Annotated in this window: 17 protein-coding genes and 1 pseudogene; 14 read left to right on the top strand and 4 right to left on the bottom strand. The window is 38.7% G+C overall.

Annotated features, from left to right (window positions below):
- The 5 genes from MT391_RS16885 to MT391_RS16865 all read left to right on the top strand — a co-directional run.
- Positions 1 to 337, top strand: a 337-nt coding sequence (locus MT391_RS16885) for a hypothetical protein (RefSeq protein ID WP_499499150.1), incomplete at its 5' end; no start/stop codon positions are given.
- A 2-nt stretch (positions 338 to 339) separates the two neighbouring features.
- Positions 340 to 2,655: a hypothetical protein gene (locus tag MT391_RS16880; RefSeq protein WP_499499148.1), complete on the top strand. Its 2,316-nt coding sequence runs from the start codon at positions 340 to 342 to the stop codon at positions 2,653 to 2,655.
- Between the two features lie 9 nt (positions 2,656 to 2,664).
- The gene (locus tag MT391_RS16875; RefSeq protein WP_499499147.1) at positions 2,665 to 3,087 is read left to right on the top strand and encodes a hypothetical protein; all 423 of its coding nucleotides are present in this window, start codon (positions 2,665 to 2,667) and stop codon (positions 3,085 to 3,087) included.
- Positions 3,088 to 3,143: 56 nt separating this feature from the next.
- Positions 3,144 to 3,581 carry a VPA1267 family protein gene (locus MT391_RS16870; protein ID WP_238740584.1) on the top strand — a complete coding sequence of 146 codons (438 nt, stop codon included), beginning with the start codon at positions 3,144 to 3,146 and terminating at the stop codon, positions 3,579 to 3,581.
- Positions 3,578 to 5,752: an AAA family ATPase gene (locus MT391_RS16865; protein ID WP_499499146.1), complete on the top strand. Its 2,175-nt coding sequence runs from the start codon at positions 3,578 to 3,580 to the stop codon at positions 5,750 to 5,752. Before MT391_RS16870 ends, MT391_RS16865 begins: the two co-directional genes overlap by 4 nt.
- A 254-nt stretch (positions 5,753 to 6,006) precedes the next feature.
- On the opposite strand, the gene MT391_RS16860 is transcribed toward MT391_RS16865, so the two are convergent.
- Positions 6,007 to 6,225 carry a helix-turn-helix domain-containing protein gene (locus MT391_RS16860; RefSeq protein ID WP_499499144.1) on the bottom strand — a complete coding sequence of 73 codons (219 nt, stop codon included), beginning with the start codon at positions 6,223 to 6,225 and terminating at the stop codon, positions 6,007 to 6,009.
- Between the two features lie 97 nt (positions 6,226 to 6,322).
- Between MT391_RS16860 and MT391_RS16855 the strand changes: the two genes are divergently transcribed.
- Positions 6,323 to 6,877 carry a VspR family transcription factor gene (locus MT391_RS16855; protein ID WP_499499142.1) on the top strand — a complete coding sequence of 185 codons (555 nt, stop codon included), beginning with the start codon at positions 6,323 to 6,325 and terminating at the stop codon, positions 6,875 to 6,877.
- Complete coding sequence (locus MT391_RS16850; protein ID WP_499499140.1) at positions 6,868 to 8,271, top strand: DEAD/DEAH box helicase; 1,404 nt, start codon at positions 6,868 to 6,870, stop codon at positions 8,269 to 8,271. The genes MT391_RS16855 and MT391_RS16850 overlap by 10 nt, the downstream gene beginning before the upstream one ends.
- A gap of 312 nt (positions 8,272 to 8,583) precedes the next feature.
- Here the strand turns inward: MT391_RS16850 and MT391_RS16845 are convergent, their stop codons facing one another.
- Genes MT391_RS16845 through MT391_RS16835 form a run of 3 tightly spaced genes read right to left on the bottom strand, consistent with a single transcriptional unit; the run spans position 8,584 to position 10,734 of the window.
- Positions 8,584 to 10,050 (bottom strand): HNH endonuclease signature motif containing protein, encoded by a 1,467-nt coding sequence (locus tag MT391_RS16845; protein ID WP_499499139.1) that lies wholly within the window; start codon positions 10,048 to 10,050, stop codon positions 8,584 to 8,586.
- 42 nt (positions 10,051 to 10,092) lie between these two features.
- Entirely contained in the window at positions 10,093 to 10,428 is a 336-nt protein-coding gene (locus MT391_RS16840; protein ID WP_499499137.1) for a hypothetical protein, read from the bottom strand.
- A 15-nt stretch (positions 10,429 to 10,443) separates the two neighbouring features.
- Positions 10,444 to 10,734: a hypothetical protein gene (locus MT391_RS16835; protein ID WP_499499136.1), complete on the bottom strand. Its 291-nt coding sequence runs from the start codon at positions 10,732 to 10,734 to the stop codon at positions 10,444 to 10,446.
- 205 nt (positions 10,735 to 10,939) lie between these two features.
- Between MT391_RS16835 and MT391_RS16830 the strand changes: the two genes are divergently transcribed.
- The 7 genes and pseudogenes from MT391_RS16830 to MT391_RS16800 all read left to right on the top strand — a co-directional run bounded on the left by MT391_RS16830 (position 10,940) and on the right by MT391_RS16800 (position 19,243).
- Positions 10,940 to 11,503 carry a restriction endonuclease subunit S gene (locus tag MT391_RS16830; RefSeq protein ID WP_499499153.1) on the top strand — a complete coding sequence of 188 codons (564 nt, stop codon included), beginning with the start codon at positions 10,940 to 10,942 and terminating at the stop codon, positions 11,501 to 11,503.
- A gap of 13 nt (positions 11,504 to 11,516) precedes the next feature.
- A complete protein-coding gene (locus MT391_RS16825) occupies positions 11,517 to 13,028 on the top strand; it encodes a type I restriction-modification system subunit M (protein WP_499499134.1) in 1,512 nt (503 codons plus the stop codon).
- The gene (locus MT391_RS16820; RefSeq protein ID WP_499499133.1) at positions 13,018 to 14,286 is read left to right on the top strand and encodes a restriction endonuclease subunit S; all 1,269 of its coding nucleotides are present in this window, start codon (positions 13,018 to 13,020) and stop codon (positions 14,284 to 14,286) included. Before MT391_RS16825 ends, MT391_RS16820 begins: the two co-directional genes overlap by 11 nt.
- A complete protein-coding gene (locus tag MT391_RS16815; RefSeq protein WP_499499132.1) occupies positions 14,286 to 15,329 on the top strand; it encodes a PDDEXK nuclease domain-containing protein in 1,044 nt (347 codons plus the stop codon). Before MT391_RS16820 ends, MT391_RS16815 begins: the two co-directional genes overlap by 1 nt.
- An 11-nt stretch (positions 15,330 to 15,340) precedes the next feature.
- Complete coding sequence (locus tag MT391_RS16810) at positions 15,341 to 16,042, top strand: DUF6933 domain-containing protein (protein WP_499499131.1); 702 nt, start codon at positions 15,341 to 15,343, stop codon at positions 16,040 to 16,042.
- A 20-nt stretch (positions 16,043 to 16,062) separates the two neighbouring features.
- A pseudogene (locus MT391_RS16805) lies at positions 16,063 to 16,266 on the top strand (hypothetical protein); the annotation flags it as partial.
- 34 nt (positions 16,267 to 16,300) lie between these two features.
- The gene (locus tag MT391_RS16800) at positions 16,301 to 19,243 is read left to right on the top strand and encodes a reverse transcriptase domain-containing protein (protein WP_499499129.1); all 2,943 of its coding nucleotides are present in this window, start codon (positions 16,301 to 16,303) and stop codon (positions 19,241 to 19,243) included.
- Positions 19,244 to 19,252 lie beyond the last annotated feature (9 nt).

The following is a 19,252-nucleotide window of genomic DNA, read 5'->3' as shown; positions in this document are numbered from 1 at the left end:
ATTTGATAGCACATCCTCAGAAAAATTACAGCAGCATCCCGATTTCAAAATAAAAAGCCCTTTTGATGAAGAGATGGGGCACAAGCTTAATCCAACCAACTGTTCAAGCTGTCAGTCAAAAGGGGGAGCGCCAATGGGGTGTTACCCTTGTGATAACTTTCGCCCTCTAGAAACCGCAAATCATCAGCAATATTTAGATAAAGCAGAGCGTAAACTGGCTATAAATAGTCAATCAGGCCATCCAGCCACCGTTAAGCGGCTGCACACTATTATTCTCTATATCAGAGTGACGATAGCTCTGTGTAAAGAGCGAAAAACAATCAAAGTTGGAGGATAAACATGAGTATAATTAACCGTTATATTGATAACCAACGTGCTTACGTTACCAAAAAGCAAGCGCAGCCACTCATTGGATTTAGCAACGCTCAAGGAGAGCCTGCTTCATGGAATGATATTGCTGTAACTTTCACAGACGCTGATAATAAGCGCATCAATATTTTGTTTTGTAATCTAAACAGAAATAATCCCAAAATAGGTACACGCTTCACTGACGATGACCGATTAAAGCCTGAGATACACAAGTTATTGTTTGCCTATATGCTTGATGTGTTAAAAGAAAATGTAGCCCAAAAAATAAAACAAGGCAAAATAACGGCGGCGAGATATTTCCTTTGCAACCTCGATGAAAATGTCGCTACGGCTACCCTTGATGAAATTCAACATTCCATTGATTCGATGAAATATCTCGCTAATCTACCAAATTTCATCAACTGGCTACATCAACACCAAATGCTAGCAAAAAGCTGTCAGCCCTATATTAACAACACAGTCAATACAACACGAAGTAAGAGTGGCGATGATGCGCTGGAGGCGGAACAAAAAAAACTGCCTTCGGAAAAGGCGCTACTCGCGCTCGGAGCTATCTTCTATGATGTCATTCCACGCTATCAGGATGATGACAAGGAAAATATTGATGCTTGGGAACCGCTTTTATCTTATGCGCAAGGGCAACGAGACAGCTTTACTTGTACCATGGGAGCGCTTGGAATGGCTTCGCCTAATCGAATCGGTGCAGAGCAAGTCCTTCTCACTCCGCAGCGCATACAGTCACATACACAGGTTGTTGAGGGGCAAGAAAAAACCGTTCACTTTCTAAACTGGCGAGGTTCAAAGGGCTGGAAGGACAACCAAAATCACATTAATGCAGAAATGGTTGATAGCCTAGATAGAGCACTGCACTACACCATCCTTGCGACTGAACCAACAAGGGCATTAGCAAGATTCTATCGAAAGCCAGCACGCCCCTTAAAGGAAGTGCTGGGTGAATTTAAACCTAGCGACGAAAACCTCGCACTCATTAGACCTTCGATGAATAAATCAACAAACCTTTTGCATCTTGGTTTACTGCTAGGTTTTTTTGACGATAGCGACAAATACGTTCGAGTTACACCGACTACCAAGGGGGCTATCTGTAAAACAATTCGAGGCGATGGCGTATTCATCAAGTCCATCGCACAGCTTAAAGCGTTCGATACACTAAGCTTTAAGTCTAACTGCCCTTACAATAATTTGCTTACAGGTTGTAATCACATCTCCTTAGCGCAGTACAGTAATTACACAGGAGGCAAGCAAGAACTCACTGTGGCTGAGTTTCAGAATTTCACCATCGAAAAGAATCAAAGCCAACTAAAGGGTTACAATAAGAACCAAAGTAAGTATGTGGACTTTGATAACGCATTATTTGCTTACACCCAAAAACAGTTAGGCGGCCAAATCAAAAACCCTTTCCTTTTAGCACCCATTAGCTCGCTAAGTGATTTATTCTCTGACGATTTAATAAAAGCAACTAAAACTAGACTTTCCATCTTTGAGCGACACGGTTTTTCATCAAGCTTTTTGCTCAAGCCGCACCAATTACGTCATTGGCAAAATGATTACCTTGCGAAAAAAGGACTTCCTCACCATCTCATTTCCATGCTATCAGGCCGAAAGAGCGCAGAGCAAACGCTGACATACATCCATACAACGGATGCACAGAACGCTTCTGTGATTTGTGATATTTCTTTCTCTGATGAGCTATCAAGCAATGTCGAAGAAAAGGTAAGTCGTCGTCTTGTGACCATGAATAATTATAACGAGGCTATCAACAACGAAACCCCGACCTTTGTTCACGAATCAGGATTTTGCACTCAGAATTTAGCACTCTCACCCTGCACTTATATGACGGAGTTTGAAACGCAATGTACGCTATGCTCATCATCTTGCCATGTAACACATGATAGTGATGCCATAGACTTGTTACTGAAGGATTTAAAGGTACAAACTCATAACTTGAAAAAGGTACAAGAGGCTATTAACTTTGAAACGAGTAAAGGGATGCAGGAGTGGTACAGAACCCATTATCGCAATACATGTATGCTAAAAAACCTGATTGAAGTGCTGTCCGATGACACTATAGAAGAAGGCAGTATGGTGCGATTTCTAACTCGCTCAAACAGCATGAGGATCACCAATTTAGACACAAAAACCGTAGAAGAACGAAAGTTGTCACTCCCTAATCCTGAGCATGCCCTTCAAGCTGCGATAGAGGCAAATAAGGATAAAATCAAAGATGAAGCTACGAATAACTTCTTGGGCTTCTTAGGCTCATTTTAGAGGAATAATATGGCAATTAAATCATTAGAAACAGAACAGCAAATTTCCATCCAAGCCCTTATTAGAAGCTGGGAAGGTAAGTTAACTTGGGATTTGCTCATTACAAAAGTGGAATCCAGTTTAGGCATTACCACAACTCGACAGACACTCGATAAATACGCGAATATCAAGCACGAGTTTAAGGAAAAAAAGCAAGTATTAAGGGGCAAGCCTGTTGCATCTGACAACAAAGAGCTTATTGCTTACTTACAGAAAGATGTGGATTTAGCTGAGAAGGTAATCCAACTAGAAGCAGAACTTGCAGTGGCACAATCAGAAATTGGAAAGCTTCAAGCTTTCATTCAAAAACTATCCAGCATTGGTAAAGCTAACCCAAGTATCATGGATGTGTTTCAAAAGACATTACAAGACGTTAAGCGCAGCAATAAGTAAAAACCCAACAATTTATAACGTATTAAACCACAAATCAGGAAATAGCGAGAGGCAATATGGCAAGTGGTCAGCAGAAAGCGCAGCAAAACCTTGAGGCATTTGAAGTATGGAAAGCTACACAGACGGATGATGACTTTAAACAAATCGTGTTCAGAGGTCAGCTTAACCGCATCGAAGTGGCGAAAAGTATCGGCTGTGGAAAATCAGCCCTAAATCAAAACCCAGCCCTCAAGAAAACACTCAAGGCATTAGAAGATGAACTACGTGACAAAGGTGTGCTCCCTCCTTTAACGGAATCGGCCAAGAAGAATGCGGATAAACCTAAAGCCTACGACAGCACGACAAATCGTAAGTTATTAGATTCAAAGCGCGTGTCGTCATTAGAGGTAGAGAACATTGAATTGAAAGCCAAGGTTAAAGAGCTTGAAAAGCGACTTGAGCGCTTTGGTGAGCTGTCTGAAACTCTATCTGAAATGGGGTTAATGCCACGATGAATACCGTTTTGAATGAAGACAAAATGCGCGTTACAAGCATCCCTTATCGCTCAACTAAATTGGTGATATTTAGCGGTGTGCCACTGGCGCTAGACTCTTACAAAACCAATAATGGCAAATATTATGTCACCATCAAAGCTAACCCAGATAGCATCCCAATTCAACCCACGCTAGGTCAGCATTGGTCAGTCAAAGGCACTCGCCAAATTAAAGATGTCGAAACTGGCGATTATGTAATGCAGCAACACACCTATGAATCACCAGAGCATATTGAATGTGCCTTACCCGAAACAGGTGAGCAACTGATACGCTTTATCGCAAAGGAAAATGTATTCAAAGGGATTGGTGAAAGCAAAGCCAGAGCGCTCTGGCAGCTCCTAGGTAAAGACTTCCATGCTACCTTGAGAAAAGATACGTCTGAGTCCAGAGAACGCCTGACACCGCTTCTAAACGAAGGCTCAATAGAGGCGCTCTTTAAAGGCTACGCCAAGTATAAGAATCTGTCGTATTGCAACTGGATGAGTGAGCACAAAGTCCCCGCCAGTGTACAGCAACGGCTACTTAAACATCATGGCGAAGCCTCCATAGACGTTATCAAGGGTAATCCCTACGCACTGATTGGTTTTGGTCTGTCTTTTAGTGCCATTGACGATATCATTAAGACAACAGGTTTTAAGAGCGATGTTACACAGGATGACCCAAGAAGACTTAGTGCCGCACTGGAAATGGCAATCCGAAAAGAGATTGAAAAAGGTCATACTTACATCACACGGAACGCCATTAAACCAACCGTTAAGAAACTTCTTGGTAATGCCGAACTGACAAGCCAAGCATTTGTGACTGGTCATCAAAAGGCACAATTCATTGTAAATAATGAGACTGGCACCTACCATCCAACAGCTCAGCTCCTGATGGAATCTGTAGTCGCAAAACGACTATTAGCACTTGCTAAGCAAAAAAACTTATATAATGAGCATGCAAATTTGGCCTATTTGTCTGCGGCTAATGAATTGCCCTATGAGTTAACAGAACGCCAAAGCGAAGCTGTAATGACTGCTTTAGATAATGCGGTAGCTTGTATTACAGGCGGTGCAGGGACGGGCAAAACAACGGTGTTAAGAACCGCACTTCGGGCTTATCATCAATTAGGCTATGAGATTCATGCGGTAGCACTATCAGGCCGAGCGGCTATGCGTTTGCATGAATCGATTGGATTCAAAACAATGACGATTGCGGCTTTACTACGTAAGGAAGTCATTGAACCAAGCAATGAACAATCTAAAAACCTGTTAGTCATCGATGAAGCTTCAATGATTGATCTGCCGACCATGTACCGATTGGTCATCCATTTACATCCCTCAACACACATTATATTCACAGGTGATCCAGACCAATTACCACCGATCGGCTGTGGCAAGGTGTTATCAGATATCGTTGAGTCAAAGGTCATCGCAAATACCATGTTAGACATTGTTAAACGACAAGACGGATCAACTGGGATACCTGAGTATTCAAAGTTAATTAACGCTGGGATTGTGCCTGAAAACATTAGCACTGGGGCGATTACTTTTCATGAAACACAGAAAAATGAAATTGCTCAAACCTGTACAACGCTATTCCAAGCTTCCCCTGATAATAGCCGTATAATGGGAGCAACAAAGGCGATGGTTGCTGACATTAACAATCTGACTCAAAACGCTACAAACCTTAACGGGCAAAGACTTGAGTTTGAGTTGCATGGTGAAAAGTTCTTCCGTGACCTACGTCAGGGTGACGTTATTCTATTCACGCAAAACAATTATGATAAAGGCATTCAAAACGGCTCATTGGGAGTGTTGTCATCAGTGGAATTCGTTGGTGAAAGCTATGGATCTGTTGTGCTAGATACAGGTGATAAAGTTGAAGTTACGCAGGCTGTATTGGACTGTATGGAATTAGGTTACTGCATTACGCTCCACAAAGCGCAAGGATCGCAATTTCCACGCATTATTATCGCGTTACAAAAAGGTAGGATAGTTGATAGAGCGTGGCTTTATACCGCTATTACTAGGGCTGAGAGCGAAATTCATATTGTAGGTTCACAACAAGACTTTAATGAGATCACAAAACTACCAAGCAACTCCCACAAACGTAACAGCTATTTGGTTGATCTTTTAAAAAACAAAAAATAATTTATAACTTTAAGGAGTGACTACGGGTGCAAGCGGAAATAAGTTGTGTGTCAACGCGAAGCGTTGTCCACATCTTATTCTGCACTCTTGCGTAGCAAGATGTACCTGTAGTTGAGCGACCTTTGTGTCTGTCTATCTAAACAATGTTCTCGAATATGATAATAATTTAAAGAGATGTCGATGGACATTTAAATTTAAAACTAATTATCACAATTTCAAAAGTATTCATCTGTAAGCTAAATTGGTTGTGACTTTTATTGTCTATTCAAAAATAAAGCTTCTATATTCGTTTCTAGAGCCTCAGCCAACAACTTCACTTCAATATCAGTAACACGCCTCACTTTAGCCTCAATTTTTGCTAAAGTTCCCCTGCTTATATTCCATTCTAATAAGTTACATTTCGCAGCTAATTGTGTTTGGGTCCAACTATTTTTTTCTCGTATTTTTCTAACATTCTCACCAACAATATTCATCGACTCTTTGCTCCGTTATCAGAGCTTGATTGTCACAGAGAAAACACCTAAAATTGCTCCGCTATCGGAGCAAATGAATTTGGTGTGTTAAAAACTTATGATGAATATAAAAATGAATGTTCTTCTTGCTAATATTTTACAGAATGAGGCATTCAATAAATTTACAGTAGTTAAGCTGAGAGATGAGTATCTGCGTCACTCACAAGAAACTTTATGCGTAAATGAAACGCGTAAATATGTTTACAGACAGATTGTGAGGTTAGTTAAGCTTGACTTGTTAATTAAGAATGGTGCAAAAAATTCGCATAAGATAACTTATAAAAAAACGGTTCTATTTAACGAAGTCACTTTTCTTTCTAATTCTTCCCAAGAGGTTTTAGATGAAAAGCCATCCCCCATTTCTAATGAAAAAAAATTAAATGAGTCTTCAATAAAAATGTTAGAAAAAACCCTAAAAGAGTACAAAGTTGACATGATGTCAGCTATTGGCGAATCGGAAGAGTATATCCGTTTATTAGACTCTGTTCCTGAAATGAAAGAACAACTTAGAGAGAAGTACCATCTAGCTCGTGATAAAAGCTCAAAACTTTTAGGAAAAATAAAAGCCCTACAAACAATCATAGCTATTCAATCGGAAACACAATGCAATTAAGAAAGTGGCAAGCCGAGAGCGTTAAGTTAGCACTGGAACATTATCAGGAAATTAGTAAGCATTTTCTATGCTTAGCTACACCCGGAGCAGGAAAAACAGTAATGGCTGCTGAAGTTGCAGCAAAACTGCATGAGCAAGATAAAATTGATTTTGTTCTTTGTTTCTCTCCCTCAATAACTGTCGCTCAAAGCATAACGTATACTTTTAGCAAAAGGTTTGCCGCTCGGTTTGATGGCGTTATCGGTGCAGTTGGTTGCTCCTATACTTACCAAAACATAATGTTTTTTAAAGAAGATTTTTGGCAATTACTTAAAAAGTATCGCGTATTAGTCGTGTTTGATGAAATCCATCATTGTTCAGGATCTTCACTGGAAAATGCTAATGCATGGGGTGAAGAAATAATTCAAAACATTCAACAGCAAGCAAATTTCACCCTCGCGTTAACAGGTACACCATGGCGATCTGATAATGCACCAATAGTTTTATCAAACTACAGTGATCCTGATGGGTTAATTCAGTGTGATTATATCTATGGCTTAAAAGATGCTGTACAAGATGGTGTGTGCCGAATACCTACCTTAGTATTAATTGATAACGAAAAAATATCTGTTACAGATGAAGATAACCAAAAGAAAGTATTTACAGGTATTCAAGAATTATTGAATCAATCAATAGTTTCCTATCATTCCGTCATCACTAATGATTATGTAATGAAAGATATTCTTAATCGCGGGTGTAATAAGTTAAAGGAAATACGAAACAGTAACCCTAATGCAGGAGCACTAGTGGTCGCTGCATCTGTCGAACATGCCATTGAAATTGTTAGATTACTTCGAGAAACATTTAACCAAACTGCGGTGTTGGTTACTTATAAGCAAGCAAAGCCTTCAGAAATTATTGAACACTTTCGATATTCGAATACTCAATGGATTGTAAGTGTTGGTATGGTGTCTGAAGGTACTGATATTCCGCGTTTACAAGTTTGTTGCCATTTGAGCCGAATAAAAACAGAACTGTACTTCAGGCAAGTATTAGGTCGTATTTTAAGAATCAGTGATGCACAAAATCAAGAAGCATGGTTATACACATTTGCCGAACCAAAGCTTTCTGATTTTGCTAATCGCATTAAAGATGATTTACCTGATTACAATGTAATTACGACAGTGGATCTGCAGATCGAGGATCGTGATAATTTAAATAAGTCCAAGAAAAAAAGTGAAATATCAACGAATTCATTGTTTGAGTGGGACAACTTCACAGATGAAGCACCCCATCAGTCAATCGGAGATAATGTCCCCTCGACAGGAAATATGACTAGCATAGAGCAACCTACTATTGAAATGCTTGGTATGTTTAGAGAACAAATTATTGCAACTTTTGCAGATCATTTTTGAACAACACTCTCTAAATTATTAACTTACTGAATATTCAGGTAAACCAAAAAGAGAATGATAGATAAACTATCATACACATTAAATTGCTTATGACGCAATCCATATAAACCTAGAGTTACACTGTAACTATTTAAATTTTTTTCTTTAAATAGATAGAATACTAATAATAAATGGGATTCATTTTTGTCATTCAATTGGAATCCCTATTTAATCTTACCGTTTATTATCAAATAGCAGCCTTAGTGCAGTCTAAAATGATATCACTCCTTCATTAATTTACTGTATTGGTGTCCATAACATGAATCACTTAAGCTAAATATTTTCTTGCTTTTTCTTGAATATCTCGCGATGCCATTTCATATATTCGTGTTGTATATCTGTTAGCGAATACTGTTTTTCGATATCTATTCCCCAGACAATTAACACGCTCTCATTTAATAATTTAGATACTAAAATTTTTCCCGACTTTGAAAAAGTTATTAAGTGCTTGTCGTATAACTTGTCTATATGAGGTGCCAATAGAAGACCATTATGTCCATCCATTCGCTCTTCATCACTAGAATCAGCCCAAGATTTTATATGGCTACCAATCAATATGCTCGGAGTTTGATCTTGCACTCCGGTTACCACGCAGCAACCATTACAGACTTTCGTTACTTCCGATTTAAAATAGTCTTGCCCTATACGCCCATCACTGGTTACCGATGTTGTTGTCTGGTTTGGTTTGTTTTTAGTTACCGGCTTAACTTTTGTAATCTGTTTAACTGCTTTTTTTTTCTGCGGCTTTCGACAATCACATATAAAACGTTTTTGTTTTCGTTTGGTAAAAGTTAAGGCATTGTGGATATCGCAACCACAAAAACTACAGGTCGCTTTTAATAAAACATCAGCTTTATCTGCATTTACATCATCGTTCAAAGTGATCCCCATTTCTGAGAATATTTTTCTTCTTTCACATGTTTTACAATTAGTAAATCCAGTAAAAATATCCCTTACCACATAGCCAAGATTACAAATTTTACAGGTATCGTCAAAACTTCTGCCTTCAGCGATATCGAATGCCTGGCCAAAGTTCCACTTATCACTAAAATGCTCTATGGAATCACCTTGTGCTGATAATAATATCTCGCGTAAATCCATTCCAAAACTTGTATAGTTTTCATTAAAGGCTGTATAACCTAGTTGTAAATCAAATGAATCAAAATCAAATCTAATTAATTTAAAAGGAGTTTTCGAGTCATTATCTTTAACCGATATTCTATGAACTATTGAGATCAAATAAGCTGCATATAAAATGAACTTTATTTTTTTTAGCTCGTATTTAGTAAGCTTTGGTGTTTTTAATTCACTCTTTGAAGGCTCACTATAAGGCAAGTCATCGAATACTTCATAGTTCTGTATTTGCTGCTCACTTGGAAACCAATTACCCATTGAGTATTTGATCATAGCTAGATGCATAAGTCGGTCTACTTCTTGTGAGTACTTACCCTTACCGCAATCAGTGTAATACTTCGCAGCCTTCAATACCTCTTTAAAATAAGTTCCATGAATCGCGTTTCTAAGCTTAATTAATATTCTATTAAAAGCCTCTCTGTCCGAATCAGAAAGTAACGGGTTACCTTTTTTATCTCGCTTTCTCAAGTTAAAAGCGAATGATTTTTCCTCTTTATTTAAAGCTTTTGATAATCTTTTAAATTTTTCGTCTGAGAGATAAAAGAAATCATCATTGCCATAGTTTCTCAATTTTGATTTACTAACGGTTTTAAATGCTTGCCTCATAACCTCCTCCTACTTTTTTTAAATTTCTCGTTTAAGACTGTATCATTTCTCCATTAATTTACTGTATTGGTGACCATAATATGAATCATCAGATCGACAGCTTTCACATTGAATAGACTCATAATCTTCGGCTAAATCCAGAGCGTCAACTAATTCATCTCCTATTAACTCTACAGAGCATCCATTATGATGCCCACCAGGATCAGTTGAACCGCTACAGTTTGCAGTTAACCATGGGGCTATAACGGATTTTTGTGCATGTGATAAAGTATCGTATCCTTTATCTACAGCTAACTTAGCAATTCCACTAACTTTTTGTTCTTCGTTATCTAAAATACCTTGATCTAACAGACCGTTAATAATTTGTTCGCTACTCATAATGTTTCTCCTTTATTAAATAAATGTAATTTGTGGGTTAGAGGGCGTTACATCAATTAATTTTTCCTTAACCCATTTTTCATGCTCAAGCGAGTCGCCAATAATATTTACATACGCTGTTAACCAAATAGGCTGATTCGATTTGTAAACAATAGATATTACTTCGTTATAAATGCCATCGACATTGATGACATCACCAACCCTTGGCGCATAATCCATTTTGATTGGGTCAAAAGATGTATTGACTAATTTTCTATCTTCTAACCACTCAATTGTTACTTCATAAATTATCGCTTCTTCTTTCATACAACCTCCTCCACCCTCATTAAATAAAGCACCATTCCAATGATGCACTTCTGTGTCTTTTTAAATTACATTGATAAAACGACAGTGTCAATTACCATCTGCATCATTAGGATGGTGCTAAATAACCACTTAATTTACTTGACAAGTTAACAATAACAAGTAATTATTTACATCATTGAAATGGTGCGGAGTTTTATTTGTGAAAATGTTACTTAAAGAGATAGCAAATATCAAAGCGGGTCACCCTTTTCGCGGAGCGATAAAAGAAGATAGCGAAGGTAATGGATTTGTTATTCAAGTAAAAAATATAAATGGGGACAGTCAGGTTGACTGGGAGAACCTTATTAAAGCTCATGTATCTGGTAGGAACGAGCCTGAGTGGTTAAAAACCGGAGATATAGTATTTGTTTCCAGAGGGCCGAGAATAACGGCAGCAGCCATTGATACCCCAGTAAAACAGGCTGTTTGTTCACAGCATTTCTTTGTAATCAATGTTACAAGTGAGCAGGTTGATCCGGAATTTTTAGCCTGGCAGTTAAATCAATTGCCGGTGCAGAATTATTTTCAGCAAACTGCGGAAGGAAGTGCTCAGGTTAGTATCAGGCGGAGCGTGCTTGAAGAAACTCCTTTAGCTTTTCCTGATTTGGCGACGCAGCGAAAGGTGATGGCTGTTGTAAAATGTGCGCTTAAAGAGAAACAGGTGCATTTAAAACTTATTGAAAACCGCAAGCAGCAGTTGGCTGCAATTACTCAAAATTTATTAAAATAATTGGAATATAAAAATGGATCAGATAAACCAAGATGATATCAACAAAGCCGTATGGTCGGCGTGTGACACGTTCCGTGGTACGATAGACCCTTCCATCTATAAAGACTTCATTCTGACCATGTTGTTTTTGAAATACATCTCCGATGTGCATCAAGATAAAGCCGAACAACTCAAAGCGGAGCATGGTGATGAACCAGAGCTAATTGCTGCAATGATGGAAAGTCAGTCTTTCAAAATTCCAGCGGGTGCTACTTTTTGGAATCTTTATGAGCTGCGCAATACCGCAGGTAACGGCTCACGTATCGACCAAGCGTTGCATGCGATTGAAGAAGCCAACGGCACTAAGCTAAAAAATGTCTTCCAAGATATCAGCTTTAATACCGATAAACTCGGTGATGAAAAACAGAAGAACGATATTCTTCGCCACCTACTCGAAGACTTTGGCAAGCCAACCCTTAACCTACGTCCAAGTCGTGTTGGCTCGTTAGATGTGATTGGTAACGCTTACGAATACCTGATCAAACATTTTGCGGCAAGCAGCGGTAAATCGGCGGGCGAGTTCTATACGCCACCTGAAGTGTCGGATCTACTCTCTATCATTCTTGAACCCGCTGAAGGCGATACGATTTGCGATCCCGCTTGTGGCTCCGGCTCACTATTGATGAAGTGTGGTAAACAGATCCAACTGAACTTCAATGGATCTAAGCAATATGCGCTATTTGGACAAGAAGCAATTGGCTCAACTTGGTCTCTGGCTAAGATGAATATGTTCCTGCACGGTGAAGATAACCACCGCATTGAATGGGGCGATACCATTCGTAACCCTAAGCTACAGGACAAAGAAGGCGGTTTATTGCACTTTGATGTGGTAACGGCAAATCCGCCATTCTCATTAGATAAATGGGGCCATGAAAATGCCGCCGATGACCACTTTGGTCGTTTTCGCCGTGGTGTGCCACCCAAAACCAAGGGCGATTACGCTTTTATCTCACACATGATTGAAACCCTTAAACCACACACAGGGCGTATGGGTGTGGTCGTGCCACATGGTGTACTGTTCCGAGCATCGAGTGAAGGTAAGATCCGTAAACAACTGATTGAAGAAAACCTGTTAGATACGGTGATCGGCTTACCTGAAAAACTGTTCTTTGGCACCGGTATCCCTGCTGCTATCTTGCTGTTCAAAAAGCATAAAGATGATAACAAAGTATTGTTTATTGATGCCTCCCGTGAGTTTAAATCTGGCAAAAATCAAAACCTACTCACCACAGAGAACATTCAGAAGGTAATTGATACCTACAAAAAACGGGAAAGCGTGGATAAATATGCTTACCTTGCCACGCTTGATGAGATAGCCGAGAACGATTTTAACCTTAATATTCCGCGTTATGTCGATACCTTTGAAGAGGAAGCCGAGATTGATTTAATGGCAGTGCGTGGCGAGCGTTTGGCGCTGCAAGGTGAATTAGCGAATCTGGAAGCAGAAATGGCGGGTTATCTAGAGGAGTTGGGTTATGGTGCCTAATGGGTGGTTAAAAACAAACCTTCAGAATTATATTCATATAAAGCATGGTTTTGCTTTTAAAAGTGAGTATTTTAGAGAAGAAGGTAGCTATGTTCTTTTAACTCCAGGTAGTTTCTATGAACCAGGAGGTTTCCGGAATCAAAAAAATAAAACCAAATACTATATCGGTGAGATTCCAGAGGGATACCTGCTTTCTAAAGACGATCTATTAATAGCAATGACAGAGCAAGGTGCAGGGCTATTAGGTAGTACATTATTTGTACCGGAGAACAACCGTTACTTGCACAATCAACGACTTGGTTTAATCCAAATAAAGTCTCATGAATCAGTTTGTTCTGAATTTCTCTATTTGACCTACAATTCGCCGTATATCCGAAAGCAAATTACAGAGCAGTCAACAGGTACAAAAGTAAAACACACATCTCCCGACAGGCTTAAATCGGTTATTTGTTTACTCCCCCCCCTCCCAGAACAACGCAAAATCGCCAAAATCCTTTCCACTTGGGATAAAGCGATTACCACCACTGAAAAGCTGATTGCAACCAGCCAGCAGCAGAAAAAAGCACTGATGCAGCAGTTGTTGACGGGGAAAAAACGTTTACTCAACCCTGAAACGGGGATGGTGTTTGAGGGGGATTGGGAAGAGATTCGCTTAGGTGATATAGCCAAATATCAAAAAGGTTATACCTATAAATCTAGCGAGTATTCAGAAAAAGCTACTGCAAATGGATTTCTTACATTAAAAAGTATTCAAAGAGGTGGAGGTTACAGTCCGAAAGGGATTAAATACTTATTATCTAATGTGGATGAAAAATTTGCAGTAGTTAAAGGGGATGTTGTATTTGCTGTAACAGATTTAACTAGAAATGCTGAAGTTGTAGGTGCTCCAATCTTTGTACCTAAATTACCATTTAATAACAGTTATATATCGATGGATTTAGTGAAATTACAACTTAATGCCTCTGTCAATAAGCAGTTTATTTACTATTCACTAAAGTTACCTTGTAATCGTAATTTCATGAGAGCCCGAGCAAGTGGATCTACTGTATTGCATTTAGATGTTCAAGGCTCAAAAAAACTTAAATTATTAATTCCAAAAATCTTACAGGAACAACAGAAAATCGCTTCTGTGCTCACCGCTGCCGATAAAGAGATCGAACTATTACAAGCTAAACTTACACATCTTAAACAAGAGAAAAAAGCGTTGATGCAGCAACTGTTAACGGGTAAAAAAAGAGTTAAATCGGAGGCTGCATAATGGCAAATCAGCTAACCCAAAATAGTGAGGCGTTATTTGTTAATATTCGCACACTATTAAACCAAAGTCGCAAGCAGGTTGTTCAGGCCGTCAATTCAGCGATGGTGCAAACCTATTGGCAGATAGGTCAACTCATTGTTGAAGATGAGCAACAAGGCGAACGTCGGGCTGAATATGGCAAAGCCGTATTAAAAGCATTATCGATATCGCTAACCAAAGAATTTGGCAAAGGCTTTGATCTGACGAATCTGCGTAAAATGCGCGCACTTTACCTTTGTTTTCCAATTCGAGACGCACTGCGTCTCGAATTATCATGGACCCATTATCGTACCCTTACTCGTATTGAAAATGAAAACGCTCGGCAGTGGTATCTAAATGAAGCCATTGAGCAGGCATGGTCGGCACGCGCATTAGAGCGACAAATCGGTTCGCTTTATTATGAGCGATTACTTGCCACACAAGCGGGTAAAAACGATTTAAAGCCGGTGTTAGATGAAGCGAAACAAAAGACTCAAGCGTTAGCGCTCTGCCCTAAAGATTATCTACGCGATCCCTATATCTTTGACTTTTTAGGTTTGCCCAGCGGGCATTTACAGGAAAGCGAGTTAGAGCAAGCGCTTATTGATAACCTGCAAAAATTCTTACTGGAGCTCGGTAAAGGTTTTGCCTTTGTTGAACGTCAACAGCGCATTGCAACCGATGATGGCGACTACTACATCGACTTGGTGTTCTACAACTTCCACCTGAAATGCTTCCTGCTGATTGATCTAAAAATGCATAAACTGTCCCACCAAGATGTCGGACAAATGGATATGTATGTGCGCATGTACGAAGAGAAAAAACGCCGCGCTGACGACAATCCCACTATCGGCTTGATCTTATGTACCGAAAACAATCACACCGTCGCGAAATACTCCGTCCTTAATGATAGCGAGCATCTGTTTGCCTCTAAATATATGACAGAGTTACCCAGTGAAGAAGAGCTTCGTCTGCAACTAGAAAAAGAACGTCAGCACTTATTAGCGCAAGCCACAGAGCAATAAGGAAACCGCGAATGTTAGTATTTAACTGCACCAAAGCTGCCGCTGAGTTTTTTAGCGTGACTCGACAAGGTAAAAAACAGAGCTGTATTGAGCCAGCACCACATAAAACCATTGCTGAATCAGTGGCTACGCCTGTTTTTCCTGATGGTTTCGATAGTACTGAAAACGATGAATTCCAATGGCAATGGGTGGTGCATTGTGTGTCTATCAAGCGCAAAAAATATCTGCTAGTGATGGACTATCATTCACGTTATTGCATCCTGTTTCCTGCGGGCAAAAAAGGCGATGATATTGCGTTTCTTAATAGCTTTGAAACAAACCTGAAAGCAAACTTTCGTTATTGGGTAGATAACACGCCAATGGCTCCAAAAATCGATCAGAGTGAAGCAACAGGCTATATCGAACAGTATAATACCGCTGTTAATACCTGTGTTTTTCATCAACGTGGCGATCGTAGCGTACAAGCACATATGAAAGAGGTGGTGTGGCATTTGGAAGGCCTTTGCGAAAAGCAAGGTCCTATCACCGAACGGTTGGATTGTCTGCTGTTTAGCGTGACTGCATCAAAGATATTAAGAAAAAGACCAAACGAAAAGGATTACTTCCAAGCTAATGAAGATTTCTACGCTTACTGGTTAGCCTCCTTTTCGCCTCAGTCGCCAGCGACAACAAACAACGTCATCAATATCAATCAAGGCAGACAACTGCATTGATAGCAAAAGAAGATTAAACCATGACTCAACCATTACCGAACTTTAGAGAAGAGCAGAGCGTCAAAATTCCCGCGCTCACCTTGCTGACCAACTTAGGTTATACGTTTATCCCACCGAGCGAGTGCTTGCTAAAACGAGGTAATCGCTCAACCGTTATTCTGTCTGACGTACTTAAACACAAAAACTATTCGTTTATGGGTGAAACACACAGACTTTCCGATGCAGTATACATCGCGTAAAAATTGAGGGTTAATATAGATGGAATTTAGCAAAACAGTTGTAGAACAGGCTTATTTATATTTAAAAAGCTATGCCTATCATGAAAACTTAAATTTATTCCTGAAGCAGCGTGTTGCTGAATTTGAATGTGATCGGTATGAAGCTGCCATCCAAGCGATTACTGATGTATTAAATGATGAGGATCCTTCTGAAAATGTTACTTTTAAAGGATGGCTATCAGCAATTGATTATCACCTCATGCCCAAAGAGGTTGTTAGACCTGAAGATAAACTTCAAAAAAAACATAATAAACGAAACGGTTTATTTATATCTAATGTAACTGTTTCTGAAAAATACCAAGTTAGTAAGGTTAATTATTTTATTAATGCGCCAATAGAATTGCATATTATTGACGTGTTGTGGAGCTTAAAGGCAGGCTCTTTATTAGATAACAACCTTACTAAAGATTGCTATGGCAATCGGATGAGAAAATCCAAATTAGATCCAGAAAACAATAAAGCTAGTGTTTGCTCACATGAAATTTTTAAACGATATATAGAACAGTATAATCAATGGCGAGACCAAGCTATCAACATTGCAACTGAGCTATCCAATGAACAGGATGATGTTGCAATACTTTCACTTGATTTAAAGTCGTATTACTATCAGGTAGATTATGATTTTTCTAAATTTAATCAAGTGTATGATGCTCATATTTCTGACTCTGAAGAGAGATCAAAAGTAGAAAAACTAACAATACTTTTAGAAGATATTTTCGATGATTTCAATCATAAAACAGCACTTCTAGCCAAACAAACTCATCCTGATTGTAAAGAGAAATATTGGTTACCTATCGGGTTTTCATCTTCATCTATAATCGCCAATTGGTACTTGTCTGAGTTCGACAGCAGCATTTCAGATGTTGTTCGCCCTGCTTATTATGGGCGATATGTAGATGATATTCTGCTTGTTTTTAAGAGACCTAAATTCGATGAAGATAAGCCGATTGAAAGCTTCATTGAACGTTATTTAAATGGATTACTTCAACAAGATAGCAAAACTAATAATTATTATATTACTGTCGATAATAATAAGTTGCCACTTCAACGAGATAAATTAATATTCCAGTATTTTGAAAAGAATCATAGTAAAGCTGGCTTAGAAGTTTTTAAGCAAGAGCTCGATGAAAGAAGCAGTGCATTTAAGTTTTTACCTAGTGAACATATTGACAAAGAACTTGGCAAGTTTGCCTATGATGTTCTCTATGATGGATCTGCTAATAAACTTCGGAGCATAGTAGGATTATCCAAGAATGAAACGGAGTTAGCTAAATATTTATCAAGCCATATTACTGCCCACCGACTCTGCAAGTTAGATAATAATAACAGTGTATTACCTGAGTTAAAGCTCTTTTTCAAAGGCTCTAGTGCGCTTCAATTTAGCCGTTTGTGGGAAAAGGTATATCAGTATGCTCTCGTTACTAAACGGTATGATTATATTCGCTCTTTCTTACAGTATTTAAATTCAGAAATACTAAAAATTGAAGGGATTAACCCCGATAGTAAAAAAGTTAGAAAACAGCTTACTAATGAGTTAAAACGCGATTTATCACACTACAACAACCTATCTTTATCATTAACGGTTGCTCTATTAGACCTAAAAAAACCAAGCACATTTCAATTTGGCCCCGTAAATAAAGTATTTCATAGCTCAAGTAGAGATATTTTATCGGCAATAGTCATTGAACAAAATTTATACTTATATGCTTGGAGATTTAGACAATCTAATTTACTTAGGCATCATTTGGTTTCTTGGCCTCTTGCAAACTACAGCTCTTTAGAAAATGATTTGACAGATGAGCAGTCATTTATTGGGGTAACAGCACAGGGACTTTGTGATGATAAGCTAAAATTGTCACCTCGTTATATTCATTTAGATGAATGGCAACTATTTCATCTTCCTAACTCTCTGACTTCGCCAGAAGAAAGCTTAAATCAGTGGCAAACTGATACTTTACATTCTTACAAAGTTAGATCATCAAGCACTAACCTTCCTGTCAGTTTTATAGCCGATGACAAATATGATGAAAGAACAAAAAAATCTACTTTAACTGTTGGTGATAAAGTTAAAACAAACAGTCTCCGTGTTGCTCTGGCTAATATCGTTGTTAAAGCATCAGATATAGACTCTGCAATTAGAAATGATAAGCTACCTAATGTTAGTTTCTCTCGTCAGAAAACGCTTTACGAAGTTCTTAACTCCGCAATAAAAGAAAAAGCTGACTTGCTTTTAATGCCGGAAGTTTCCATTCCAGTAAGCTGGCTTCCTTTTATGGTTGCACATGCACGTAGACACCAAATAGGAATTATTTTTGGACTAGAACACTGGGTAAGTGGTGACTACGCATATAACTTACTTATAGAAGTTTTACCCTTTAAAGTGTCAGGTAAATATAAGTCTTGCACTTTAAATGCGAGATTAAAAAATCACTATGCTCCAGCTGAGCTAGAGCTTATTGATTCTTTACGCCTTAAACCTGCTAATAGTGTGCAAAAGCCATACGATTATTATCATAATGTTCGTTGGAAAGGTATTAACTTTGCCACCTACAATTGTTTTGAACTTTCCGATATTCAACATAGAACCCTCTTTAAATCTGAAGTCGACCTACTGTTTGCATGTGTTTGGAATAGAGATACAAATTACTATCAACACATTTTAGAGTCAGCAGTAAGAGACTTACATTGTTATGTAGTGCAATCTAACACATCACAATATGGCGGTTCTTGTGTGCTTCGCCCAACCAAAACAGAGAGTAAAACAATGCTTTACGTAAAGGGTGGAAACAATGCAAGTGTATTAACGGTTGATATAGATATAGCTGGTTTAAGATACTTTCAATTTAAATCAAAACCAGGTGACCGAGAGACTTTTAAGCATTTACCCCCTGGTTTTGACCATGAAAAATTAACTAACAGGTAGGAATTTAGT

Source organism: Vibrio sp. 1-Bac 57, assembly GCF_037546855.1.
GTDB lineage: Bacteria > Pseudomonadota > Gammaproteobacteria > Enterobacterales > Psychromonadaceae > Psychromonas.
The sequence above is the reverse complement of the archived record's forward strand: the minus strand, read 5'-3'. Positions and strand labels throughout refer to the sequence as shown.